The sequence below is a fragment of the Streptomyces sp. NPDC002125 genome, assembly GCF_053593715.1.
Window position 1 is genome coordinate 52,649 of sequence record NZ_JBSFDD010000019.1, and the last position, 24,415, is coordinate 77,063.

General features: G+C 69.9%; 19 protein-coding genes and 2 CRISPR repeat arrays. Of the genes, 13 read left to right on the forward strand and 6 right to left on the reverse strand.

What is annotated here, in order from left to right:
* The first annotated feature begins 125 nt into the window (after nucleotides 1-125).
* The 5 genes from ACWCQM_RS27710 to ACWCQM_RS27730 all read left to right on the forward strand — a co-directional run bounded on the left by ACWCQM_RS27710 (nucleotide 126) and on the right by ACWCQM_RS27730 (nucleotide 4,655).
* On the forward strand, nucleotides 126-1,223 hold the full coding sequence (locus ACWCQM_RS27710; protein WP_450917835.1) for a C40 family peptidase: 1,098 nt from the start codon (nucleotides 126-128) through the stop codon (nucleotides 1,221-1,223).
* 162 nt (nucleotides 1,224-1,385) lie between these two features.
* Complete coding sequence (locus tag ACWCQM_RS27715) at nucleotides 1,386-1,838, forward strand: hypothetical protein (protein WP_450917836.1); 453 nt, start codon at nucleotides 1,386-1,388, stop codon at nucleotides 1,836-1,838.
* Nucleotides 1,839-1,996: 158 nt separating this feature from the next.
* Entirely contained in the window at nucleotides 1,997-2,605 is a 609-nt protein-coding gene (locus ACWCQM_RS27720) for a hypothetical protein (protein WP_450917837.1), read from the forward strand.
* A gap of 104 nt (nucleotides 2,606-2,709) precedes the next feature.
* Nucleotides 2,710-3,102 (forward strand): hypothetical protein, encoded by a 393-nt coding sequence (locus ACWCQM_RS27725; protein ID WP_450917838.1) that lies wholly within the window; start codon nucleotides 2,710-2,712, stop codon nucleotides 3,100-3,102.
* Complete coding sequence (locus tag ACWCQM_RS27730; protein WP_450917839.1) at nucleotides 3,102-4,655, forward strand: hypothetical protein; 1,554 nt, start codon at nucleotides 3,102-3,104, stop codon at nucleotides 4,653-4,655. The genes ACWCQM_RS27725 and ACWCQM_RS27730 overlap by 1 nt, the downstream gene beginning before the upstream one ends.
* Nucleotides 4,656-4,758: 103 nt before the next feature.
* On the opposite strand, the gene ACWCQM_RS27735 is transcribed toward ACWCQM_RS27730, so the two are convergent.
* From ACWCQM_RS27735 to mobF, 6 genes are all read right to left on the reverse strand, one after another.
* Nucleotides 4,759-5,910: a HEAT repeat domain-containing protein gene (locus tag ACWCQM_RS27735; RefSeq protein WP_450917840.1), complete on the reverse strand. Its 1,152-nt coding sequence runs from the start codon at nucleotides 5,908-5,910 to the stop codon at nucleotides 4,759-4,761.
* 232 nt (nucleotides 5,911-6,142) lie between these two features.
* Nucleotides 6,143-6,586, reverse strand: coding sequence for a PaaI family thioesterase (locus ACWCQM_RS27740; protein ID WP_450917841.1), 444 nt, complete (start codon nucleotides 6,584-6,586; stop codon nucleotides 6,143-6,145).
* Nucleotides 6,587-6,830: 244 nt separating this feature from the next.
* Entirely contained in the window at nucleotides 6,831-7,046 is a 216-nt protein-coding gene (locus ACWCQM_RS27745; RefSeq protein WP_450917842.1) for a hypothetical protein, read from the reverse strand.
* A 130-nt stretch (nucleotides 7,047-7,176) separates the two neighbouring features.
* Nucleotides 7,177-7,848, reverse strand: a complete 672-nt coding sequence (locus ACWCQM_RS27750; protein ID WP_450917843.1) for an enoyl-CoA hydratase-related protein — start codon at nucleotides 7,846-7,848, stop codon at nucleotides 7,177-7,179.
* Nucleotides 7,849-7,893: 45 nt separating this feature from the next.
* Nucleotides 7,894-8,511, reverse strand: coding sequence for a TetR/AcrR family transcriptional regulator (locus tag ACWCQM_RS27755; RefSeq protein ID WP_450917844.1), 618 nt, complete (start codon nucleotides 8,509-8,511; stop codon nucleotides 7,894-7,896).
* A gap of 250 nt (nucleotides 8,512-8,761) precedes the next feature.
* Nucleotides 8,762-12,646 carry a MobF family relaxase gene (gene mobF, locus ACWCQM_RS27760; protein ID WP_450917845.1) on the reverse strand — a complete coding sequence of 1,295 codons (3,885 nt, stop codon included), beginning with the start codon at nucleotides 12,644-12,646 and terminating at the stop codon, nucleotides 8,762-8,764.
* A 137-nt stretch (nucleotides 12,647-12,783) separates the two neighbouring features.
* Here mobF and ACWCQM_RS27765 point away from each other — a divergent pair, with 137 nt between their 5' ends.
* The 8 genes from ACWCQM_RS27765 to cas3 all read left to right on the forward strand — a co-directional run bounded on the left by ACWCQM_RS27765 (nucleotide 12,784) and on the right by cas3 (nucleotide 24,133).
* Nucleotides 12,784-13,584 (forward strand): hypothetical protein, encoded by an 801-nt coding sequence (locus ACWCQM_RS27765; protein WP_450917846.1) that lies wholly within the window; start codon nucleotides 12,784-12,786, stop codon nucleotides 13,582-13,584.
* A gap of 294 nt (nucleotides 13,585-13,878) precedes the next feature.
* A complete protein-coding gene (locus ACWCQM_RS27770) occupies nucleotides 13,879-14,724 on the forward strand; it encodes a hypothetical protein (RefSeq protein WP_450917847.1) in 846 nt (281 codons plus the stop codon).
* Between the two features lie 549 nt (nucleotides 14,725-15,273).
* Nucleotides 15,274-15,607: direct repeats of the CRISPR family, unit length 29 nt; unit sequence GGGACCATCCCCGCGTGCGCGGGGAGCAG.
* A 203-nt stretch (nucleotides 15,608-15,810) separates the two neighbouring features.
* Nucleotides 15,811-16,968 (forward strand): ParA family protein, encoded by a 1,158-nt coding sequence (locus tag ACWCQM_RS27775; RefSeq protein WP_361585953.1) that lies wholly within the window; start codon nucleotides 15,811-15,813, stop codon nucleotides 16,966-16,968.
* The gene (locus ACWCQM_RS27780) at nucleotides 16,965-18,242 is read left to right on the forward strand and encodes a ParB/RepB/Spo0J family partition protein (protein WP_450917848.1); all 1,278 of its coding nucleotides are present in this window, start codon (nucleotides 16,965-16,967) and stop codon (nucleotides 18,240-18,242) included. The genes ACWCQM_RS27775 and ACWCQM_RS27780 overlap by 4 nt, the downstream gene beginning before the upstream one ends.
* Before the next feature lie 297 nt (nucleotides 18,243-18,539).
* On the forward strand, nucleotides 18,540-18,800 hold the full coding sequence (locus ACWCQM_RS27785; RefSeq protein WP_450917849.1) for a hypothetical protein: 261 nt from the start codon (nucleotides 18,540-18,542) through the stop codon (nucleotides 18,798-18,800).
* 2 nt (nucleotides 18,801-18,802) lie between these two features.
* Nucleotides 18,803-19,174, forward strand: a complete 372-nt coding sequence (locus ACWCQM_RS27790; RefSeq protein ID WP_450917850.1) for a fic family toxin-antitoxin system, toxin component — start codon at nucleotides 18,803-18,805, stop codon at nucleotides 19,172-19,174.
* A 190-nt stretch (nucleotides 19,175-19,364) separates the two neighbouring features.
* A complete protein-coding gene (locus ACWCQM_RS27795) occupies nucleotides 19,365-19,991 on the forward strand; it encodes an NADPH-dependent F420 reductase (protein ID WP_450917851.1) in 627 nt (208 codons plus the stop codon).
* A gap of 349 nt (nucleotides 19,992-20,340) precedes the next feature.
* Nucleotides 20,341-20,976: direct repeats of the CRISPR family, unit length 29 nt; unit sequence GGGACCATCCCCGCGTGCGCGGGGAGCAG.
* A gap of 232 nt (nucleotides 20,977-21,208) precedes the next feature.
* On the forward strand, nucleotides 21,209-24,133 hold the full coding sequence (gene cas3, locus ACWCQM_RS27800; protein ID WP_450917852.1) for a CRISPR-associated helicase Cas3': 2,925 nt from the start codon (nucleotides 21,209-21,211) through the stop codon (nucleotides 24,131-24,133).
* Nucleotides 24,134-24,415: the final 282 nt, after the last annotated feature.

The window sequence follows — 24,415 nt, forward strand, 5'->3', positions numbered from 1 at the left end:
CCTGCACCAAGCAGTGATGGCATAGTGTCACACCAGATCACCTGCCTGCATCCAACTTCGAGTCATGAAGCAGACTGCACATGCTGATTCGTTTGCGCAAAGCTTGGTGCAGGCCTAGGGGGACTGTGCGCGTCAGAGGCTGGTTGGCCGTCGCCGTGGGCGGGGTCGTGATGACCCCGGTCGCCATCGGCATGGGCCTCGTACTCCTCGTCGCGGCCTTCGACGAGGACGACGGAGGAATCGACGGAGGCATGGGTCCGACGGCCGGCAGTCTGCGCATCGGCCGGGGTGGAGTGCCGTCCGCGTACGCGCCGATGGTCCTCAAGGCCGCGGCCGACTGCGACGCGGGCCTTCAGCCGGCAGTGCTGGGAGCTCAGCTGAAGCAGGAATCGAACTTCAATCCTCGGGCTCAGTCCCGCGACGCCGGCGCCCAAGGCATCGCCCAGTTCATGCCGGGCACCTGGCCGACCTGGGCGACCGACGGCAACGGGAACGGGACGAAGAGCGTGTGGGAGCCGGCGGACGCCATCGCGGGGCAGGGGAAGTTCATGTGCAGCCTGATGCGGGAGGGCCAGGCCCATCCGCAGTACGACGGCTCACCGACCGAGCTCGCGCTGGCCGGCTACAACGCCGGCTGGGGCAGGGTCGACGAGTACCGCGGCGTCCCCCCGGTGACCTTCGCCCGGGGCCAGACCTACCACTACGTCAGGAACATCCTGGCGCTGGCCAGGCAGTTCACCGCCCCGGCGGCAAGTGGGGACGTGTCTCTGCCCGCCGGCTACACCCTGCCCGAGGGCACACCGCGCGAGGTCCGCACCGCCGTCGCGTGGGCCCTCGAACAGAGGGGCGGCTGGTACCGGCTCGGCGGCGACTGCACCGAAGCGCACGGCACGGACCCGGCTCACTGGTGCGACTGTTCGTCCCTGATGCAGCAGGCGTACAGAGCTGCGGGGATCAGCATTCCGCGCGTGACCTACGACCAGGTGGACGTCGGTGCGCACGTCAGCGTGGACAAGCCCAAGCCGGGAGACCTCGTCTTCAACCCCGGCAGCGACGGCTCCGACGCCCGCCCAGGGCACGTCGGCATGTACATCGGCGACGACATGGTCATCGAGGCGCCACGCACCGGGGTCAGGACCCGCGTCGTCCCGTACAGCAGCTGGCGCAACTCGACGAGCGCCATCACCCGGGTCACCGAGGTCCGCAGGGTGGTGCGGTGGTGACGGTAATTCAGGTTCCGAACAGAGAGCGGTTTCCAAGTGCCTTGCCATTAAACGCCGTACGCCGACGGCGCGACGGGCGGCCGGTCGAGGCCGGGCTCCACCGTGTGCCGTGGGCGAAGTCGTCGGCCTGCTCCCGGTACGCGACGTGCGCCCAGGGTTCTCGTGAGTCTGGCGGTGGCGGCCCTTCCTCCGGATGGTGGCTGGATGGGAAAACGGGAGACAGCAGAAGAAGTGGTTCGCCGACTGGGGCGGGAAGGCGTCGGGTTCCTGACCGAAGCGGGATTCACCGGCCCCCACGACATCGACGGCGGTTTCGACTACGCCGGTCATGGCCTGCGCATCACCATTTACCACTACCACTGGAAGAACGAAGCCGAAGTGGTCGCGACCGTATGCGCCCTGGGGGGTGCCGGTTCAGGGCTCCACGCCAGCGTCTCTCAGCTCTCGGCCGAGTGCGGCCTCGGAGCCGTCAACCATCTACCCGGTTACGCCGGCAACGCCCGACTGACGGAGCTCCGCGTCCGAACTTTCGCCGCCGCCCTGAAAGATCTGCTGCCGTTCCTCCTCGCTCCCGATCCCGCTGCGCTCATCCGCCGGGCATCGGCACGCCCCTGACGCCTGCTCCGCACGACGGCCTGACGAAACCGACAGCTCGTCCGGACAAAGCCCGGGAAAGACGCCTGGACAGCATCCGAAAACACCAGGTCACGTCACCACCGGCCGACAACCGAGATCGGAACCTACAGGTGACCCACGAGACCGAAGGAAGGCCGATGCAGGTCGAGCACGACGAAGAGCAGTTCCACCCGTGGGGCACCGTTACGCCTGCCTTCTGGGACATCCGTCAGCCGGCCGCCGCGCAGGATCAGCCCCAGGTCCACGTCCCCCAGGTGCTGCGCGGACGGCTGACGGAGATCGCTGCGACGGCTGCCGGCGGCCGGCTGCCCGACGCTGCCTGGATGGCCTACCGCCTCGACACCGACGTCACCGCCGAGTACGGCCCGGAGCACCTCCACACGGTTCACATCCGGGAGATCCGCGCGCACCTGGCGTACCTGGCGGGCGACCACGCGACCTCGCTCGGGTGGTACCTGCACACCGCCAGGCTGCGGGCGACGGTCCAGGGCCCCGGCCACCCCGACACCGAAGAGGCCACCCGCCGGGTCTACAGCCTCTGGCGCACAGTGCCGGACGCGGACGCGCCCGCACTCGGCGCGGAGGTTCTGGGCGTTGTCAGCGATATCCACGGGCCCGAGGCGGCGGTGGCTCGTCGGACCCGGAAGCGGCTTCAGACCCTGGCAGGTGCTCCGCAGAAGGCCACGAGCATCCAGAAGCGGCCAGAAGCAGTCAGGGGCATTCAGGAGCCCCACCTGATCGAGTAGCTCACTTTTCCACAAAGGCCGTGTCATCCACAGGGCGTTCACGCTGCCCCCGGTGCGATGTCACGCTTCCCACCAGTGACGATGCACAAGGGAGAAGGATCCTCTTGAACACCTCGATGAACACGGTCGACGAAGCCCTGGCATCGTCGAGTCCCTCCACGGTCGTGGCGGCCGCCTGGGACGCGCTCGATCTCGGAGCGCGCGTGGCCGACGCCGTCACCTGGGACGGCACTGGCGATGAACTCCTCGCACTCACGGCGGCGCAGTCGTGCTCGGCTGCCCGCTCCCTGCTGCACCTGCCCGAAACCGGGCGCCCGATCCCTCTGGAGGCAAGCGAGATCCAGGCCGGCCCCGACGGCCTCGCCCCCTACGTCGGCCTCCTGGACAGAACCCACCATGCGCTCGCCGCCCTCGCCGGAACCGACGCCCAGCTGGGCGAGGCCGCCGAGCACGCGGCCACGGCCGCGCGGGCGCTGGCCGCCGTACGGGGGCAGTAGTGGCGACGCTGGACGAGCTCTTCGACACCGCCGGGGACCGGCTGCGGACGGCGGCTGCGGCCCCCGCACCGGACCGTGCGGCCACCGCCGGTCACCTCGACCTGTTCCTCGCCGCCCTCGTCGAGCCCTTGGCGCTGGACGAGGTGGACACCCCGCGGTCGGCCGTGACGGACGATCTCGCCTTCCACGTGGGCCGGGCCAGTGATGCCCTGCAGTCCGCGCAACGTCTGCTGCCCTCACCCGGCGCCATTCCGGCAGGGAGCCACCTCCTCGACGCGTCCGCCGCGGTCGAGGCGGTGCGCGACGTCATCCAGAGCCACCACGGCCCCGACCGGGTCCCGCTCAGTGCGTACGCGTACGCACTGAGCACAGGCCCTGCCCATCACTACCTCACCCGCCGCTGCGCCGAACTCGCCTGGGGCGCGGCCCAGGTGGCGTCCTCCCTGGCCCGGGACACCCTGGATTCGTCCGCGGCCGCGGCGTTCGCCGACGTTCGCCGTTTCCTCTCCGAGGCCTCGGTCTTCGGCAGGGACGGTACGCGCGACGCGGACGCCGCGGTCGGCGCGCTCCCTCTGATGCTTCCCGTCGACCCGGTCCAGGCGGACTCCGCGGACCGCCCCCAGGACGTACCGGCGCACCTTGCCGAGGACTGCGACCGGCTGTCCCGGGCGGCTTTCGAGACGCTGCACCACCGCTCCGCCCACCGCATGAGCGGATCGGACCTCCAGCAGCTGGCCCGCTGGACGGCCATGCAGCGCCTCCTGGCCGGCCGCGTCCTGCTCAGAGCCGCCGAGGAACTGCCGGAGCAGGCTGCCGCCGGTCTGCGGCAGAGCGCGGAAGCGCTGCGCGAGTCCGCGCAGGCCTGGCAGAAGTCGGCCACGGCATGGCACCGGATCGTGGACACCGCCGACCCCCGCTCCCACCCCAAACTGCCTGCTCCCGGCTACGAGGTCGTCCGCCGCGGCGAGGTGGTCCGCCTGCCCCAGGTCCTCCCCCACCCCTCCACGGTGATCGCCCGTACCGCAGCGGTCCGCGTGGGGCAGCTGCTGTACGGCGCCGAGTGGCGGCCCGAGCTCACCACCCGGCCCGACCCCCGGAAGGGGGCGGCCATCCTCGCGGACGCACGGGGCCCGGGAGCTCTGGCCGCCGCCCTTTACCGACTGCCCGCCACGGGCTGGCAACTCGCTCTCGCCGCGCCACAGGCCGTGAGCCGGGCACGAGGCGGCCTCGTCACCGATGTCTTCGAGCACCAGGCACCCGGGCTGAAGGACCACCGCTTCCGTCCGATCGCCCCTCAGCAGCTGGAGGCACTGGCCGCCCCGTACAAGGCGGTCCTGCCTGCTGAGCAGGCATCGGCGGTCTCCCTTCTCGACATCGCCGGCCAGGCGGGCGTGTCCGTACCGCGAGCACTGCTGGATGCCACGGCCCACCGCGGCCTGGCAGCCACCGCTGCCCAGGGCTGGACGCAGCCCCGGGAGGCGACGGCCAGACCGGTTCAGCCCCGACTCCGACCACCGCAGCCGCAGGTGCTGCTACGACGAAGGCGCTTGTAGGCACTGCCCTGACGAAAACATCCCTGCCGCCCAGGCAGGGATGTCACGCATCGGCCACTCTCAGAGGCAGCGCCTTCAGTCCGGAGAGTGACGTCAGTCGAACTCAGGTCGATGCGGTGCGCGCACGCATACGGTGCGCGGTCCGCAGTCCCTGCTTGGCGGCGGTCGCCACCAGGCCGCCGAGGGTGGTTCGGGCGAGGTCGTGGGCGGCGAGGCGTTCCAGTGCCGGCAGCGCCCGGTCGTCGGCGGTGGAACCGAGAGCGCGGCAGGCCAGTGCTCGGAGGTCCGGGTCGGGATCGGTGGTGAGGGCGATCAGGTCTTCCACGACCGGCGGGCCGAAGGCAGCGATCGCTGAGGCGAGATGACCGGCCTTCGGGTTCCGGCGTTCCAGCATGGCCTGCCAGAGCGCAGCGAGCGCCCGGTCGCCGCCGATCTGGCCGAGCGCCAGGGCGGCCTTGCTGCGTACCCAGTTGGTCTCGTCGTTCAGCCGGGCTGTCAGGGCAGGTACGGCGCCGGGTTCCTCAAGGAGGCCGAGCGCCTCGCAGGCACCCTCGCGGACCATCGGATCCGGATGCTCCAGCAGGGCGGTGATCAACGGAACAGCCCGGTGGAAGCCGAGCTCGGCACAGGCGAGCGCCGACCACCGCACCCCGCGGTGCCCGGTGTCGGCGAGCGCGCGCAGTAGGCCCGGTTCGATGTGCGCGTCGCCGAACAGGGCGATGCGGTTGAGTGCCTTGGTCCAGACGGTGACATCCCGCGTCCGGTGGTCGGAGGCGACCTCGGCCAAGGCCGCCTTGGCCTGCGGATGGCCGAGCTCGGCCCACTCCAGCAGGGCATCGATCGCCCGCAGCCGGATCGTGCGGTGCCCGCTCAACTCGGCGGCGTGGACGATGACGAGGGATGTCGGCCCGTCCGGTGGGTGGCCGAGTGCGTCCCCGAGCGCGCCGACGAGCGAGGGTTCGAGCTCGCCCAACCGCAGGGCCAGTGGGCCGATCCGGGTGCCGACGTCCGCGTCGTAGCGGCCGTCGCCCCGCAGGTTCGCGGCCAGCTTGGCGACCGTACGGAACAGAAGCAGTGCGCGGTCCGACGGGAAATCAGCGAGAGCATCGAGTCGGCCGGACATCGCCGCGGTGACGGCGGCCGACGGGCGACCGGTGGCCTCCAGGAGTGCCTCCGCCCAGGCGAGTGGCTCGCCCTGCCGCTCGTAGAGCTGGCGACCCCAGAGGCGGAGGACGGCGTCACGGTGGTCGGTCATCCCAGGATCGTTCCAGCCGGGAACACCGACAGCCAACGGGTTTCCGCGCGGTCGGGCGGTGCCGGATCATCTCTGCACCGCTCCGGCCGTCCTCTGTACGAGCACCATCAACGTCAGCGTCCCTGGGAAAGGGACTGTGAACCGTCCATGCGCCGCCCCCACAGCCTCGGCTGCCGATGGGCCACCCGGAACGCGACCCTCCTGGCAGGTGAAGCCGGCCTCGGCGCGCGACCTAAAGGATCATGCAGGTGGTGGTGGCGTGGGCGATCAGTTTGCCCTGCTCGTCGTGCACTTTGCCGTCGGCGGTGGCTGTGCGGCGGCCGACGTGGATGACGGTGCCGGTGGCGGTGAGGGTCTGGCCGTCGGTGCGGGCGGCGCGGACGTAGTTGACCTTGAGTTCGAGGGTGGTGTAACCGGTTCCGGCGGGGAGCGTGGTGTGGACGGCGCAGCCCATGGCGGAGTCGAGGAGGGTGGCGGCGATGCCGCCGTGGACGGTGCCGAGGGGGTTGGCGAAGTCGGGGCGGGTGTCGAGTGAGATGACGATGCGGCCGTGGTCGACCTCGTCGAAGCGCATGCCGAGCAGACGGCCGATGGAGGGGATGTCGGCGGGACGTTCGGTCTGGACCCAGCGCATCAGTTCCAGGCCGGTCATGGCAGCGAAGTCGGTGGTGGTCACGGGGCGTTCTCCTTGCGGGGTGCGGGTGGTGCCGCCGCCGTAAGAGGCGGTGTGTTCATCAGGCGGGAAGGCGGAAGATCGTGTTCGCGGTGAAGGCCCGGCGCCGGCCGGCGGCCAGGACGAAGGGGAAGTCCTCGGTGGTGTGGACGGCCGGGGTGGAGTCCAGGTCGGCGAGGAGCCCGAGCAGCCCGAGGAGTTCGGGGATGGGCAGCGCGATGCGGTGGCCGGGACGGGGAACGTAGCTTCAGGCGTCGGCGTACTCGTCCTCGGTGAACGTGATCCCGGACCGGCCCTCCAGCATCGCCTCCAACAGGGCGTCGGCGCTCCGGTGTCCGGCCCGGCGCATCGCTGCCGGGTACGCCTTGGCGATCCGCTGCGCGAGCGCCCACAGCACCGTGGCAGAGCGGGCCTCGTCGGGAAGCGTGGGGCCGAGGGTCTCGTACAGCAGGGGCGGGGCCATGGCGAAGGTGGACTTGTAGAGGAGGGCCAGCGGCGAAGGCGGTCATCGGCCCTGTCTCCCTTGTGCGGCAGGCAGCCGGGGCGGCCCGCGCCCCCGGAGGAATGCGTCCGGGGGCGCGGGGAGGTGCTGGTCAGCCGAGCGGGTTGGTGGTGTCGCGCAGGATGGCCAGGGCAGGGGCGTACATGCGGGCCTTGATGGTGCCCAGGGTGTCGCCGGCCTTGTTCACCTGCGCCTGGGCTATCTCGATCGCGGTGGAACGTACGGCGTCCTCGCTGACTGCCTGGTCGACGATGCCGGCGGCTGCGGCGTCGGTGCCGCCGTAGCGGCGGGCGGTGAGCATGGCCGTGTGCGCGGTCTGCGGCGCCAGGCGGGACTGGATGAGGGCGGCCATGCCAGGGGTGAAGGGGATGTTGATGTCCGCTTCGGGCAGGCACCAGTAGCCGCGGTCGGCGCGCATCACACGGAAATCGTGGGCGAGTGAGAACATCGCGCCGGCGGCGAAGGTGTGCCCCTGGAGAGCGGCCACCGTGACGACCGGCAGCGACAGCATCCGCGCGAACAGCTCGTGGACGGAGACGACGTAGTCCTGGTGCTGGTCGGCGTGGGCGAACAGCCACTCCAGGTCGAGCCCGTTGGAGTAGAACTTGCCCGTGGCGGCGGTGACCAGGGCGCGGGGCCCTTCCGCCTTCTCCACCTCGTCGAGCGCGGTCCCGACGGCGGTGATCCAGTCGGGGTGGAAGCGGTTCTCTCCGTCTCCGAGGTCGAGGATGAAGACGTTGTCGTGGCGGTCGAGCGAGGGCATGGCGACTCCTTCGTTACTGATCTGACGTGGATCAAGGTCTGCGAGCTACGCCTTGGGTCGGGGCCCAGATCCGGCACCCGGGCGGTCACGCAGGGCGTAGACGAGCAGGTCGTGGATCTCGGCGGCGGCTGCCTCGATCGGGGCGGTGCTCTGCTCGGCCCGGCACATGATCACCGCGCCTTCGACCGCGGCGATGATGAAGGCGCCGAGCCGTCGGCTTCGCTCCTCGGGCAGGCCGTGCCGGACGAGGAGTCCTGCGAGGGCTTCCTGCCAGCGAGCGAAGACGGCGGCGGCGGAGCGGGCGAGCTGGGGTGCGTCGTCGTTGGTCTCGACGGCGACCGCCACGATCGGGCAGCCGGCCCGGAAGCCGCTCTCGACGAGCCGGTCGCGCCACAGCACGAAGAACGCGTCGACGGCCTTCACCGGATCGTCCGCCTGCATGGCGGCGTCGATCAGGCCCGCGATGAAGTCCCCCGCCAACGCCACCGCCTCGTCGATGAGCTGCGCCCGTCCGCCTGGAAAGTGGTGATACACCGAGCCCCGAGGGGCTCCGCTGTGGGCAAGGACCCGGTCGATACTGGTCGCGCTCGCCCCGTACTCACGCAGCAGCGCGGCGGCGCTGAGGATCATCCGGTCACGGCTTTCACTCTTGCGTGGACCCACCTGCCCAGCACCTCCCGGCGACCACGTGGCCTCCACGGTCGGTTGGCCTACCTGCCGGTAACTTATGGGATCTGTCATAGAACATGCAAGAGGTCGCAGAGGCCACCGCAGCCGCACCGGTGGGGCGGCCTGGCCGAGGTACGGGTCAGGGACAGCGCTGGCGAAGTCTCACCTGGCGACCATCGGGTGACCGCTGTCCGCCGGGCGGCCCGGCGGCCGAATGGCGACAGCACATCGGTGACACCAGGCTTCACATGCTGATGCTCGGGCCACCGGAGACAGAGGAGATCCTGTCACTGCCAGAGGGCAGCATCCGGACCCGCTGGGCAGCCAGCTGCGCCTGGCGGACCGTGAACCGGTCCCGCAGCTGAGCCTCCGCGCGGTGTTGAAGTGGCGCCTGCTCGGCGATTCGGCACCGTAGTTCGTGCTCCGCCCGCATGCCCTCCGCGTCCGTACGGAGGATTTCGGCACGGGCCCGCAGATCAACGGCGGCAGCACGTGCGGCCCGGACCGCCTCGGCGCGGTCGTTGTCGACCCGCCGGGCCAGGCCGGGAAGCTGGTGCCTCATCACCTCCAGCTCCTCGAGCCGTACGACCGCTGAGCTCGTGCCTCCCCTTGCCTCGCCGCGCAGCGCCCTCGTGTACGGGGAGGACGCCAAGGTCCGCTCTGCCTCGCGCCGGGCTTCGGTCGCGGACCGGGAGGACAGCCCGTGCTCGCGGTCCGCCGCCTCGGCCTGCTGCGTGTACTGGGCGATCAGCTGCTGCTGCTCCGCCCGTGAGGTGCCCGCGAGGCGCAAGGCGATACGGCTGCGTCCGGTGGCCCGCTGGAGGCTGGCGCAGACGTCGCGCGCGCCGGCAGCGGCGGCGCGGGCGCGCTCCGCCGCGTGGGCGTCCTGATGTGACTGGCGGATCAACCGGTCTGCCGTATCGATCAGGCCTCTGGCGTCGTCGGCGATCTGCCGACCGGGAGGCTGCGTCGCCAGTTCGGTGAACGCCCGGTCGTGTTCCCCCGCCCTCCGGTCGGCCGCCGCTGCCCGCCGGATCAGCACAGCCGCCTTCGCCGCGAGATCTGGATCGGTCAGGGCACCGTACGGACGGCTCTCCCGGTCGTCCCAGCTGGGGAACTTCAGGTCGCGGTCGGCCACGGGAACCGGCTCCGGAATCGCGCGCAGCTGGTCGCTGACCATGGTCTCCGGCCGGTCCTGCTTCAGCAGGGCCGCGCAGGCGCGCAGTGCGCGGTCGAGGCGCTCGGGCTCGCTGCCTGCTTCGCCCGGCCTGGCCCGGGTCTCCTCGTTCTCCAACACCGCTGTGGCCAGCCACAGATGATTCTCGCCGCGGGCGCGGGTGATGCCGGGGTACAGCGCGTACGCGTCGGCGCCGAGACCGTACAGCAGGGACGTCTCGGCGATGAGCCCCCGGGAAGCGGCGACGGTCATCGCGTAGCCCGGCGTCAGGGCTCCGTGCGCGATCTGCCCGGGGCTCAGCCATGTCTGGCCAGGGGCACCGTCCCCGCGCCGCCAGGTGACCTGCACGTTGTGCTCGCCGTCGAGGGCGGTGACTACGGCGCGGTAGCCGCTCAGGGCATCCGGGCCGGAGCCGCGCCGCCTTCGGGGGCCTCCCTGCCGTACCCGAACGATGTCACCGACGGCGAGGGTGATCTGCTCACCGCGCGGCCGGGCGTAGGTGTGGGTGGCGCCGAGCTCACCGGCGGCGCTCCTGAGGGCCTGTGCTCCGGCGTTGAGGGTGTCCACGTCGGCATTCCGTGCGGCCAGCAGGACGAGGTGCGCGGCCATGTCCTGCGGCTCGGGCCATCGGCGACGCTGCTGATTCCAGGCGGCCAGGATCTCCGTAAGCGCCTGTTCGGCAGTCTCGGTGGCGTGCACACGGCCGCCGTCGGCGAGCGTGCGCAGAGCCTTGTCCCGGGCGCCGTCCCGCCAGGCTCCCAGGGCCAGGCGCTCGACGGCGTCCCTCTGACGGCGGTTGGTGTGCAGGACGGCGCCGCGGACAAGACGGTGGATCTCCCTGAGACCGCCGCCCGGCCCTGCCGCCCGCAGTTGCTGGAGGTCACCGACTCCGATCACCTTCGTGCCCGTGGCTGCTGCCGCGGTCAGCAGGCGCGCCAGCGAACGGCCGTCGGTCAGAACCGCGTCATCGAGCACGAGTACGTCGATCCCGCGCAGGCCCTCCCCGCCGTCGATGTGCCGCATCCAGGAGGCCACGGTGCGAACGGGGATGCCGGAGCCCTCGAACAGATCCTGAGCGAGCACAGGAGACGGTGAAACTCCCGCGTGGGTCATGCCGACGGCGTCCCAACCGATGCGGCAGGCCTCCAGCAGCGCGGTCTTCCCCGCTCCGGCCGGGCCGATGACGGCATCGACACCGTGGCCGGCGGTCAGGAGCCTCTGGACGGTGGCACGCTGCACGCCATCGAGCGCGAACCCGGAGGCGACCTCGAAAACCCCCAGCGCGGCCGCGGCCTGGTCCTCGGTCAGCTGGGCCGAGCCGCTCGCGTACCGGGAGCGGGCCTGATCCACGATGACCTGCTCGGCGTCGAGGATGTCCTGCGTGGTGTATCGGTCGGTGTTGCTCATGGTGGTCGAGCCGCGGTGCGGAAGAGGCCGGGCGTAGCCGGGTACGGCGAGAACCTGCTCGGCCAGGTCGTCGAGCGCGGTCGTTTCGAGGCCGTACGGGCAGGCGTTGGCCACGGCGGCGAGGAGTTCGGCGCGACGGAAGTCCTTGGCGTGGCTTGTCAGCCCGTGCTCGGGGTCGAAGACGTCGCGGGCGATCGCGTCGGGCGGTGGGATCTGCGGGCCGGTCGATCCGCCGGCCGTGAGCCCGCCGGACGGCCCGGGGCCAGGCGCGGCGGCCGCGATCATCGCGTCGACGTCGATACCGAGAGCCGCCGCCCGCTGACGCCAGTGGGCGCGCAGGTCGATGTCGCCCTCGTCGTGCTTGGCGTGCCGGGTCTCGGCCGAGACCCGGAGCTTCTCGTCGCGGCCGGCGTCGGCTCCGGCCAGCGCGTCGACCTGGGCCGCGCGGCGGGAGTAGTGCGTGCGCAGTTCGGCCGGGATGCCCCGGACCTCCCAGGCCCGGGTACGGCCGTCGCGTTCGTACCGCACACCGAACCGCTCGCTCGCCAGAGCCCGGACGCGGGCCTTGAAGAGGGCGTCGAAGGCCCGCGCGTGCCGGTGCAGATCCATGCCACCGTTGGCGATGGCACGCCAGACACCGTCCTCGCATCGGGCGATGTTGGCGACGACCAGATGGACGTGCAGGTGCGGGTCGCCAGGAGTGTCGTCGACCGGCCGGGCGGACCGGTGCTCCACGCTCCAGCCGAGCAGTCCGCCGGTGGCGATCCGGCGCCGCTCCCCCACCTCGCTCGTGACGCTGTAACCGAGCCATCGTTCGAGCTCGGCGAAGGCCTCGCGTTTGGCCTCATGGACCAGGGAGCGGAACTCGGCCTCCCGGCGAGGACCGAGGAGGGCCCACAGCGTGGAGGCGCTCTTGGGGAGGTCGGCGACGAGGTCGTAGGCCCGGACCCGGACGTTGACGCGATCCTTCTCGTGCGCTCGGGCCCGTACGAGTCCCTCCGCGTCGTAGACGTCGGCCAGGTCGATGCCGGCGGCCCGGGCGATCCGGTGGAGGGAGTCGACCTGCAACCGGTGCTGCTCGCCCCGCGCGTTCACCATGCGGGCCAGAGTGGCGTACTTCTTCTGCTGCTTCGGGGTACCGGCCAGGAGGTCCGCCGGCTCGACTCCCACGGCCCTCGCGGCATGTTCGATCGCCTCGACCAGCCGAGCACCGACGAGCTGGGCAGCGGGGTGGGCACGCAGTTCGGCACCGACGAGCCGCTCGCCGGTCCGAGGGTGTACGCCGTTGGCGAGCGCCCGAGCCGCGCGTTTGCCGGCCTCGTCCAGAGACGCGCCGGCCACCAGCCCGACTTCGGTCAGACCGTCGCCGAGCCAGACCAGTCCGCTGTCCTGGCCGGCGGTCATCCGGTGGCCAGGCTGAGCGTCGGTGCCGGGCCCGGCAGCGTCATCGGCCTCCTGGCCGTCACAGCGCACGTAGCAGCCGGCGTTCCCGGAGAGGCGGTACTCGACCTGCTCCATGTCCACGATCCGACTGACCCAGGCCATCCGCGCTGCTTCTCCCTCCTGCTCCGTGTCGTCCGACGAACAGCTCTGCCGTGCACGTCCCGTGGGGGACGTACCTTTGTCCATCCTGAGATTGATCTTATAGACCCTACGACGGTGAAGTGCCGATGGGTCGTTCCATGGCGCAAGAGCAGACTCAGCCGCTGGAGGCACCTGCTTGGATCAGCCCCATGACGGACTGGTCGCAGCTCACCCATGCCTACGGCACTGCCGATGACGTACCCGCCCTCCTCGCGGAAGCCGGCTCCGACCCGCAGGGACCCGCCTGGACCGAGCTCTGGTCACGCCTCTGCCACCAAGGAACGGTCTACCCCGCTAGCTACGCCGCCCTGCCGGCGCTCACCGAGAAGGCCCGCCAGCTGACGGCTACGGACCGAACCATGCCCCTGCTCCTGGCCGCTTCCATCGTCGCCAGCACCGATCGGACCTACGGGACGCCTGCTCCAGAGGATTCCTACGCTGCCGAGATCGCTGAGCTGATCGCGCTGGTGGAGGAGGCCCTGCGCCATCCGTCGCTGACCGACAGTCCGGACCGCTATGTGGAACTGCTGGAAGCCCTGCTGGCTTTCGAGGGAGTCGAGGTATGGGGGGAGGAACTGCACGGTCTCAGTGGTGGGGAGTTCGAGGTCCCCTGCCCTGTGTGTGAGGCCGAGAACTTCGTGGTGTTCGGCGAGTACGGCTACTTCTCGACGACCGACGGCTTCTACATGAACGAGGCCGCCGGGCACCACAGGGAGTTGCAGCCCGCGGCGGTCTCCTCCTTGGAAGGGCTTGCCGGGCGCCTCCACGCTCGTGCTCTCGTCGACGGTCAGCACGAGGTCGCGCGCGATCTGACGTACGTCTTCGGCAGTGCGTACTGCGCGGAGTGCGACGCGCCCTTCCGCGTCGATCACGCCATCGTGGCCCGCTGGAGCACCTGACCTGGGCTGGGCACGTAAGAAGCCGTATCTCAATCGATCTTGGAACGTGCAAGTCGAACAGAGTTCCTGGTCGGGTGATCTTCCAAGCGCACGTGTGCGGCAACGCGGCCGCTCATCCGGACCGGGTGCGCCGCTATCTGTCGGACATGACGGACGCGGAGTGGGCGGCTGGTGTACGAGCAGGCTAGTTCGGGTGCCCGGGCGGACCGAGCGGGAACGACGGGGACGGGGACTGTCGGAGGCCTCGCGTAGGTTGAGCACCGTCGCAGTCGAACAGAATGAACGAGGAACACGGTGAAGGCATACGACCTGGGGTTCGGAGAGTCCGTGGACGCGCTGTCGGTCCGGCCCGGCAAGCCCGTCGAGATCGATCTGCCCGGGGCCCGCGTCGCCGGGTGGTGCGGCGGTCGTGCGCCCGGCATCGGAACGGCTTCCTGGCCCCGGAGCCCTGTCACGGGACTGCCGATGACCCATGTCATCACCCTCGATTTGCCGGAGGACTACCGGCGCAAGGGCCAGGACCTGGTAGCTGTCTCCTTCTTCCAGGCCGACGACCACGTCGCCGACGACATCGAGGGCGTGGACGAGCTGCTGGCGGGCACCGTGCCCACCCCGGAGCAGGCCGCCGATCCGTTCCTTGCCGCGGTGGCCGCGACGGCCGCAGCCCGCCACCCCCGGCAGCAGGACCTGGAGGACTTGATCGGCGGCGCGCACGCGCTCATCTGGCTCACCGCCGCGGAGTTCGCCGCGCCCCGCATAGCTCCCCCGGCGGACATTCGGCCGGAAGGCCTCGGCGACGAGTACAGCCGCGGCCAGAACGCCTGGGACGACAGCGCCCCCGAAATCACGGTCTGGATCGGGGAGCGCACCGGCGACCCGAACACCGGCATCGCCCCGGCAAAGAACGGCGAGGGCGGCTACGTGGAGGCCTGGTCCTCGGACGACAAGGATCTCGACGCGTTCTGGTCGTCTGTCGAGGGCATCTCGCACCTCGGCGGAACGGTGATGCCCTGTCAGACGTTGCCGGAGGGGCTGACGCCGTACGTCTTCGAGCTGGAGGACGGCGTCGGCGGGGTCAACTTCGGCGGTGGCAACGCCCAGATCGACCTAGAGTCGGGCGTCTTCGACTGGGCGCAGTAGCGGGCAGCGCGCCCGCGCGGGGCCGAGCGGGACCGAGCAGTACGCGACCAGTGGCGGCGCCGAGGGCGTAAGGGCGTCGGCGCACACCCCGTGGCGTCCGTCGGCCCCGGCGCGTATGCCCACGACCAGGGCCGGCTGGTCCTCCTCGTGGAGCCGCCGCACCGCCCGGTCGAACAGAGTTCCTGGTCGGGTGATCTTCCGGCCGTGCGTGCATGAAGGCAGGGCCTCCTGGTAGCTCGGGGGTGCGATCCCATACGAGCGGTTCCGGAGGCCCCGTTGTCGTTGTCGTACGTGCCCCAGCTCCTTCACTTCAACTTGCCCGCCGTGTCGTGCGATTGCCTCGCGCACGCGTACGGCAGCCTAGCTAGCCGCGGCTGGGCCTCGTTCCCTGGCGGGGATGGCTCCGCGTGTTGTCCGCGGACAACACGCGGAGCCATCCCCGCATACGCGGGGAACAGCCATCGATCATCCGGCGGCGTAACAGCCCGACGGGACCATCCCCGCGAGCGGGGAGCAGAACTCGACCCAGGCGGAGTCGAGTTCGTTCTTGGGACCATCCCCGCGTGCACGGGGAGCAGGCGTACCAGCCGAACCGCAGGTGCACGGGCGTGGGACCATCCCCGCGTGCGCGGGGAGCAGTTGCTGAGGCCCTGGCCGCGCAGTGGCGGGCGGGGACCATCCCCGCGTGCGCGGGGAGCAGAACAGCTCCTGCACCTGCGCGGTGGTGACCTCGGGACCATCCCCGCGTGCGCGGGGAGCAGGACGAGGACGAGGCCGAGGGCTACGGCACCACGGGACCATCCCCGCGTGCGCGGGGAGCAGGATACGCCGGGTGTGCGGTCGCAGGCCGAGGCGGGACCATCCCCGCGTGCGCGGGGAGCAGACTCACTGACCTGCTGTTTTATCAGCTGGCGAGCCCGTTCTGATGCACTTTCACCGATTCCGACATTACTCGCCCAAGCCTCAATTCCCCCACCGCTCCGCTCGGTCCACCCTTCCAGCGTCCCTCCCCCATCCGGGTGACACGCCGCAAATTTCCGACCCCGCCTGCACCACACCCTCCAGCCGAGTGAGTAAGGTAACCGCATGACCGTCCCATACTCCCCCGATGACAGGGAAAAGGTAGTCGCCAAGTTGCCAGCGGCCTTGAGGCAGGAACTCAAGGTCAGAGCAGCCGAGTTCGGCGTCGACATCAAGGACGCCGTGACCGAAGGCGTGCAGGCGTGGCGAGCAGATGACGCCGAACGCGTCCCCGTGGACACCACAGGCGGAAGCTCGTTCTCCACCTATCTCCCCACCGGGCTGTACGGGGAGTTCAAGGACGACTGCAAGCAACGCGGCATCCCCTTCAACCAGGGCATCGCCCAGGCGATCCGCCTGTGGCTCGACACGCACCCCTCCCCCCGCAGGCCGGCAACGCGGTCCAGCTGGGCTCGTCGGCTCATCTTCGGCAACCAGAAGGGGGGCGTCGGCAAGACCGCCACGTCCTCAGGTGTCGCGCAGGCACTGGCCGAAGCCGGCAACCGCGTCCTGCTGATCGACTTCGACCCCCAGGGCCACCTCACCAAGCAGCTCGGGTACGACCTGTTCGACATCGAGTCCCCCAGCCTCGCCAAGCACATGCTGGGCGAGGCGAAGGGAGAGCTTCGCGAACTGCTCGTCCCGATAGAGGACGGCGCCTTCAGCGGGCGGCTGTTCATGCTGCCGGCCTGCAAGGACGCGTTCCTGCTCGATGCCAAGCTCGCGACCAGCCGTTTCGTTCGCATCAAGGAGACGGCGCTCGAGAAGGCCCTGGAACCGTTGGAGAAGGACTTCGACTACATCGTGGTCGACTGCCCGCCCAGCCTCGGCTACACCATGGACACGGCCCTGTACTACTGCCGCACCCGCGAAGGCGAGGCCCAGGGCCTGTCCGGCATCTTCATCCCCGTACTCGCCGAGGACTCGTCCGCCGACGCGTACGACATGCTCTACGACCAGATCCAGGACCTGTGCGCCGACATGGAGGTCGAGATCTCGATGCTCGGCTTCATCGTCAACATGTATGACAGCCGCAAGGGTTACATCGCCACGTCGTCGCTCCACAGCTGGAAGGAGATCGGCGACCCGCCGGTCGTCGGTGTCATGCCCGAGCTCAAGGAACAGCGCGAGTCGGTGCGTCTCAAGCAGCCGCTGCTGTCCTACGCCCCGGAGTGCGAACAGTCCGAGGTCATGCGCGCCATCGCTCGGAAGGTCATCTCATGAGTGTCGCCGACCGGCTCGGCACGGGCTCGTCCTTCGGGGGCGTGCCGCGTGGCCGCAGCGCCCGGGGCCGGGCGAAGGCCATAGTGCAGGGCGACGTCCCGTCGTACGAGCTGAGGCGTCTGCCGCTGGAGGACGTCGCGCCGACGCCTCTCAACCCTCGTCGCAACTTCGGTTCCGAGGACGACCTCACCCGCTTCGGTGAGGAGCTGCGCGTCGCCCAGCTCGCCGCCTGCGTCGCCGTGTCCCGTTCCGCGTACCTGCGGCTGTGGCCCGAGCACGAGGCGCAGATCGGCGACTCCGCCTACGTACTGGTCAACGGCGAGCGCCGGTTCCGCAGCGCAGTCCATGTGGCCCTGGAGGCCTTGGACTTCGTCGTACGCGACGACCTGGCCGCCTCCCGCGAGGAATTCGTCGACCACCTGCTCAAGGAGAACCTGGAGCGGGAGGACTTCGATGTCGTGGAGCGTGCGCGCGGCGTTCTCGAGCTCGTGCGGGTGTGCAGCGAGGAGTCGGAGAAGGGTGCCCGTACGCGGGCGGCCAAGCGGCTCGGGCGTGACCGTTCATGGGTCACCAACCAGCTCGCTCTCTTGGAACTCCCGGCTGAGCTGCAGGCGATGCTCAGTTCCGGCGATCTCCCCGAGCGGGACGGCCGTCTGCTCGCACGGAGGCTGAAGGACCAGCCGGGCCTCGACGGAGCCGGACTGCTGGCCCACCTGAAGGAGACCCGGGAGCAGGAGATTCGCGTGCGCGAGGAGGAGAAGCTTCTCCTCCAGCGGGCCAGGCAGACCGCTACCGCACAGCCCTCCGTGGCGGCCGACGACTCGGAGGCTCTGAGCCACTCCCCCGCCTCGAGTTCCTTGTTGTCCGCGGACAACACTCCTGGCGAGACGAAGGTCGCTCACCCGGCTCCGACTCGGACGCCGACGCCTCCTCCCGCGAGGTCGGCTTCTACTGGAGAGCGTGTGTTGTCCGCGGACAACACGGATGCCGTCGAGTCGCAGTCGCCGACCAAGGCGGCCCCCGTCCCCGCTCCTCTGTTGTCCGCGGACAACAGGGCCGACGTGTTGTCCGCGGACAACACGGCCGAGACCGCCACGGCTCCGGCCGCGGCGGACCACCGCGGGAACGCGGCGGCTGATCTTGCGGACGAGCGCAGCCTGCTCCTGGTACGCCAGCTCGGCTCATCCGCCGAGGAACAGGCCCGCACACTCGCATCCGGGCTCACTCCCGAGCAGCTGACACAACTGGTCGAGGAGCTCCACGCCTACGTGTAAGAGGCGCTCAACGGTGCACCGGGGGTCGGCTGACCCCCGGTGCACTTGTGTCTGCGGCCTGCCGACCGGGCGGCGTAGAACCAGCTCGACGTCTTGGCCGCCGAACGACGCGAACGGGCCCGTTCGCAGCGGCAGGGCATCCGCCGGGGTGGCCGTCTCCTGAGGACTGGGCATGACCAGGCCCTGCCCAAGGCCGGTAGGCCCCATGGCCGCGAACCAGCTGTAAGCCGACGTACAGCGGAGCTGGGAGACGTCTCGCCCGTCGCCTCCTTGCTACCACCCTGCTACCTTGCTTGTATGGCGCCCCCCAAGAAACAGACCCAGCTCCGGCTCGAGCCAGGCGTGCTCGCGGCTGGAAAGGACGCCGCGGCAGCTCGCGGCCTCGACTTCAACCGCTACGTCGAGCGGCTCATCTCCGAGGACACATCCGGGGCCAGGGCCGCAGGGATGGCGAGCGCTCAGCGCCTCCTGGATGAGCACGGCTCCTTTCTCGACGCCCTGGAAAGGGACCTCGACGCCCAGCACTCCGCCGCGCCCCGTCGGGGTGCCGCTGCGTGAGCATGTCCCTGCACGTAGATCTGTCCTGGATCCTCGAAGTAGCAGAACGCGCCGGCCATCACGACCCGGCGCCCGAAGATCTGGGAGTCCCCCTTGCAGCCGTCGCGCGACACCGCGCCCAGCTCCTGGAGACTCCCGTCTACCAGGGAGCATTCGCCAGGGCTGCGGCGTTGGTGCACACCTTGGGGCGTCTGCGCTGGCTGGACCAGTCCAACCTGAACGTGGCCTCTGCCGTCGCGGTGATGTACCTCGAAGCCAGCGGCATCCCCGTGGCACCGACACGCGACCAGCTGTCGGATCTGGCACACGAGCTGTACGACCCGCAGTGCACCGCCGCACGGATCGCAGCACTTCTGCGGACCTGGCAGGGCTGAGCCCTAAGGAGTGGTCGTCCCTGTCGCGCCCCGTACAGGAGCGATGCAAGGGTGATGGGCACGGCGCCTGGGGTAGGACTCGGCCGATGGTAGCGAGTAACGGGGCGGCCACAGAACTACGTCTTTGGTACCGGTCCGCCCAGGCCCACAGCCCGATTCGCCGAAACCCGACGATGGCTAGCGTCGCACCATGCGTATAGGACTACTCGGCACCGGCAACGTCGCCCAGGCACTGGCCCATGGCTGGAGTGCCGCAGGACACGATGTGCTCCTCGGTTCACGTCAGCCCAAGGATCGAACAGACCTGGGTCTCCCAGTGGCGGGCCTGAGCGAGACCGCCGCCCACGCAGAGGCGTTGGTCAACGCCACCCCGGGAGCGGTCTCTGTGGAACTGCTGCGCTCCATCGGGGCACCGGCGCTGGCCGGCACCCTGCTGATCGATATCGGGGTCGGCCTCTCCGACGACTTCAGCGAGCTCTCGCATCCCAACAGCAGCCTGGGCGAACAGATCCAGGAGGCCTTCCCTCTGACCCCTGTCGTCAAGACGCTCTGCACCATGGACTCCACCGTGATGACCGCCCCTGACGGTCTCGACGGCCCGAGTACCGTCTTCCTCTCCGGCGACGATGCCGAAGCCAAACGGGCTACGGGCCGACTGCTCACCGATCTCGGCTGGCCTCCTTCGTCCCAGCTCGACATCGGCGGCATCACCACGGCACGTGGACAGGAGCACTTCGCCCTGCTCTTCATGGGCATCGCGGGCGGTCTGGGAGTCCACACGTTCAACATCAACGTGGTCGCCCGACGCTCTGCCTAGCCCGGCCGCTTGTTGTCCGCGGACAACACACAGGCATGGTGCGGACCGAGCCGCCTTGTTGTCCGCGGACAACACACAGGCGCGGTGCGGACCGAGCCGCCTTGTTGTCCGCGGACAACACACAGGCGCGGTGCAGACGGAGTCACGCTTGTTGTCCGCGGACAACAGACTTTCGCCGCTGCCTCATGACCTCCAGCACAGCGGCGGCGATCGATCCCTGCGGGCGCACGTCGCCGGGGCGCAGTTGTCTTCCGGCGTTCAGGGCACCTCCTATCCGAGGGAGGGCCATCTCCCCTCCCCGCGTGCGCGGAGAGCAGGGCCATCAGGTCATGATCATTCGTGACGCACAGGGACCATCCCCGCATGCGCGGGAAGCAGGCGGCCCGCCCGGGCGTCGGCCTGGTCGGCGCGGGACCATCCCCGCGTGCGCGGGTAGGGCTCGTCGCGGGTGGCGCGCCACGCCACCTGGGGGCCATCCCCGCGTGCGCGGGGAGCAGCTCCTCGGCACGATCGTGGGCGGGGCGATCGAGGGACCATCCCCGCGTGCGCGGGGAGCAGCGTGCGCCCCTTTCGCGTACACAAGCGAAGCGGGGACCATCCCCGCGTGCGCGGGGAGCAGTGACGACACTCTTGGTGTCCAGTCCGAACATGGGGACCATCCCCGCGTGCGCGGGGAGCAGTCTCGTCCGTCGCGCTCCCACCGGCCGATCGGGGGACCATCCCCGCGTGCGCGGGGAGCAGAAGCCGAGCCGGATCAGCTGCGTGTCCAGCTGGGGACCATCCCCGCGTGCGCGGGGAGCAGTGACGACACTCTTGGTGTCCAGTCCGAACATGGGGACCATCCCCGCGTGCGCGGGGAGCAGAGCCACAGAACGGTTAGTGACGACAACGCTAGGGGACCATCCCCGCGTGCGCGGGGAGCAGGTCCTGCTCAACACCCGCACCGGTGAGCTGGCGGGACCATCCCCGCGTGCGCGGGGAGCAGACTGCGTGACCTGCAGGTTTACCGCCGGAGTGACTCGTTTCCGAGCACTTTCAAAGAAACAGGCATACGCGACATTCCACTTACTCTCGGCAACCTAAGCACCAGCAGCCAACTGATCAACTCTACTGGTATCTGGCCGCAGTTGAGACGGTAACGACCCAAGCAGGACCATATTCTCCGCTATTTCTTCATTCACCTGCGAGACCTGACGTCGCGCAGATATTCATCTGGCATGACAGTCAAGGGGGACTTCCACACCGGCTTACGGGCCAGACTGCAAGGTCCAGTGCTCAAGGTGTGGGCCAAGCACGATCGGGACTCCGATGCGTGGCTGCCGCTGTGGCGGCACATGGAGGACAGCGCCGCGGTGGCGGGGCTGTTGTGGGACGAGTGGTTGCCTCTGTCCGTGCGCAAGCTGATCGCCGATGAGCTGCCGGATGGCGCGCAGGACGGCCGCCGCCTCGCGGTGTGGCTGGCGGGCGTACACGACATCGGCAAAGCCACGCCCGCGTTCGCCTGCCAGGTCGACTTGCTCGCCCAGGCGATGCGAGCCGACGGACTCGAGATGCGCTCCCAACAGGCGATGGGCGCGGAAAGGAAGTGGGCTCCGCACGGTCTGGCCGGCCAGGTGCTGCTGGGGGAGTGGCTGGAGGACCGGCACGGCTGGGCCGTCTCGCAGACAGGTCAGTTCACAGTGGCGGTGGGCGGACACCACGGAGTCCCTCCCGAGCATGGTCAGATCACCGCTCTGGACAGACACCCAGAGCTGCTGCGCACGCCGGGCAAGAGCGGGCAGTTGTGGCAACGCGTGCAGCAGGAGTTGCTGGAGGCCTGCGCCGCAGAGTTCGGTGTGCACGACCGGCTCGGCGCGTGGCGATCCGTGAAGTTGCCGCAGCCCGTACAGGTCGTTCTCACAGCGCTGGTCATCGTCTCCGACTGGATCGCCAGCAATCCCGACCTGTTCCCCTACTTCCCCCAGGACGCTGCTCGTAGCAGCGAGGAGCGGATCAGGGCTGCCTGGCAGGGCCTGAACCTACCCGGTGCGTGGCAGGCCGCGGAGCCGACCGCCGATGTGCAGGACCTGTTCGCCTCCCGCTTCGAGCTGCCGCCTGGCGCGAAAGTCCGCCCCGTCCAGGAAGCTGCCGTGGAACTCGCCCGGACGATGGATGCTCCGGGGCTACTGGTGATCGAGGCGCCGATGGGGGAGGGGAAGACCGAGGCCGCACTCGCTGCCGCAGAGGTCCTTGCCTGGCGCTCCGGCGCCGGCGGGGTGTTCTTCGCTCTGCCGACGATGGCCACAGGCAACGCCATGTTCCCTCGCCTCCTGGAGTGGCTCGAGCGACTTCCGACGCCGGCAGGCAGCCGTCATTCAGTCCTCCTGGCCCATTCCAAATCCGCGCTGAACCATGCCTTCACCGACCTGATGGAACACGGCCAGGTGAAGGCCGTCGAGCTCGACGCGGCAGCAGAACCACAGGACTTGCGGCCTTCGAACCGTACGCCCTCAGCCCCTGCGGAGTTGGTGGCGCACGCGTGGCTGCGCGGCCGGAAGAAGGCCATGCTGTCGTCGTTCGTCGCGGGCACGATCGACCAGTTGCTGTTCGCCGGGCTGAAGAGCCGTCATCTCGCTCTTCGCCACCTCGCGGTCGCCGGCAAGGTCGTCGTCATCGACGAGGCGCACGCCTACGACACGTACATGAGCACCTACCTCGACCGGGTGCTCTCGTGGCTGGGTGCCTACCGCGTCCCGGTGGTGGTCCTCTCCGCGACCCTGCCGGCGATCCGGCGCCGCGAACTGGTCGAGGCGTACGCCGGTCAGCGGAAGGGTGACACCCGCGACTTCGGGGCCGTCGCCCAGGCCGAGGACTATCCGCTCCTGACGGCTGTCGCGCCCGGCGGTGAGCCGGTCCTGCGACGGCCCCCGGCCTCGGGGCGTGGGGTGGACGTCGAGCTGGAGCGTATCGATGACGACCTGGAACTCCTCGCGGACCGGCTTGAGGAGGAGCTCGAAGACGGTGGCTGCGTCCTGGTCGTACGCAACACCGTCCGCCGCGTCCTCGAGGCGGCAGGGGCGCTGAGGGAGCGGTTCGGTGACGCCCATGTGACCGTCGCGCACTCCTGCTTCATCGACGTCGACCGCGCGGCCAAGGACGCCTCTCTGCTGACCCGGTTCGGCCCCCCGGAGAAGGCGGAGAAGCGGCCGGCCAAGCACATCGTGGTCGCCAGTCAGGTGGCCGAGCAGTCACTCGACGTGGACTTCGATCTACTGGTCACGGACCTGTGTCCGGTCGACCTGCTGCTCCAGCGGATGGGCCGCCTGCACCGCCACCTGCGCGGCGGTGAAAACCAGAAGGAGCGGCCGGAGCGTCTCCGCACGGCGCGTTGCCTGGTCAGCGGCGTCGACTGGACCACCAGCGTGCCCAAGCCGGTGCGGGGCTCGGTCGCCGTGTACGGCGCGTACGCCCTGCTGCGGTCCGCCGCCGCACTGCTGCCGCATCTCGACGGGGGAGCACGGCGTCCCGTACGGCTGCCGACCGATATCAGCCCGTTGGTACAGCACGCCTACGCCGAGGAATCCCCGGCACCTGCTGACTGGTCGCAGGACATCGAGGAAGCACGCGCCCGGTACGACGAGCTCCGTGCGGACCAGGCCGAGCGAGCGGCGACGTTCCGTCTGGGTGCGGTGGCCCGCCCCGGCCGGCCGCTGTTCGGCTGGGTCACCGCGGGGGTCGGCGACGCGGACGACACCAGCCGGGGCAAGGCGCAGGTGCGTGACAGCCGCGAAACTCTGGAAGTTGTCGTCGTGCAGAGAAGGTCCGACGGTTCCCTGGCGACGGTTCCCTGGCTCGCTCCGGACCGCCAGGGCCACACGCTGGCCGGACTGCCTCTGCCAACAGATCAGGTTCCTACACCCCTGGCGGCCCGCACCGCCGCGTCCTGCGGGCTGCGGCTGCCGATCCAGTTCAGCTACGCCGAGACGATGGACCGGGCGATCTCGGAGCTCGAGGAACTGTACGTACCCGCCTGGCAGGTGAAAGGCAGTCACTGGCTGGCGGGCCAGCTGATTCTCGCGCTCGACGAGGACTGTCAGACCCACCTGGCAGGCTTCACCCTCCGGTACAGCGAGAGCGACGGTCTTGAGGTGACCCGTGTTTGAGCCAGCTCGCATGGGCGGGGGAGACACGAGCTGTGGGAAACCCCGCAGCAGCGGGGAGCAGATGATGCAGTCCCATCTGGGTGGGACCATCCCCACAGGGGTGGGGAGCGGCCTGAATGCTACTCGAAGCTCGGCAACCCGTCTGACCTGGGGCACGACGATTGCAGTCCTGGGGCTGCTGCTCCAGAGCAGCAGCCAGAGCAATCAGGCTTCCTCCGAAGATCGTCGCTTGCCCTCCGCCCAACGAGCCAAAGGCAGGCCAACCACGGCCGAAACCGTCCC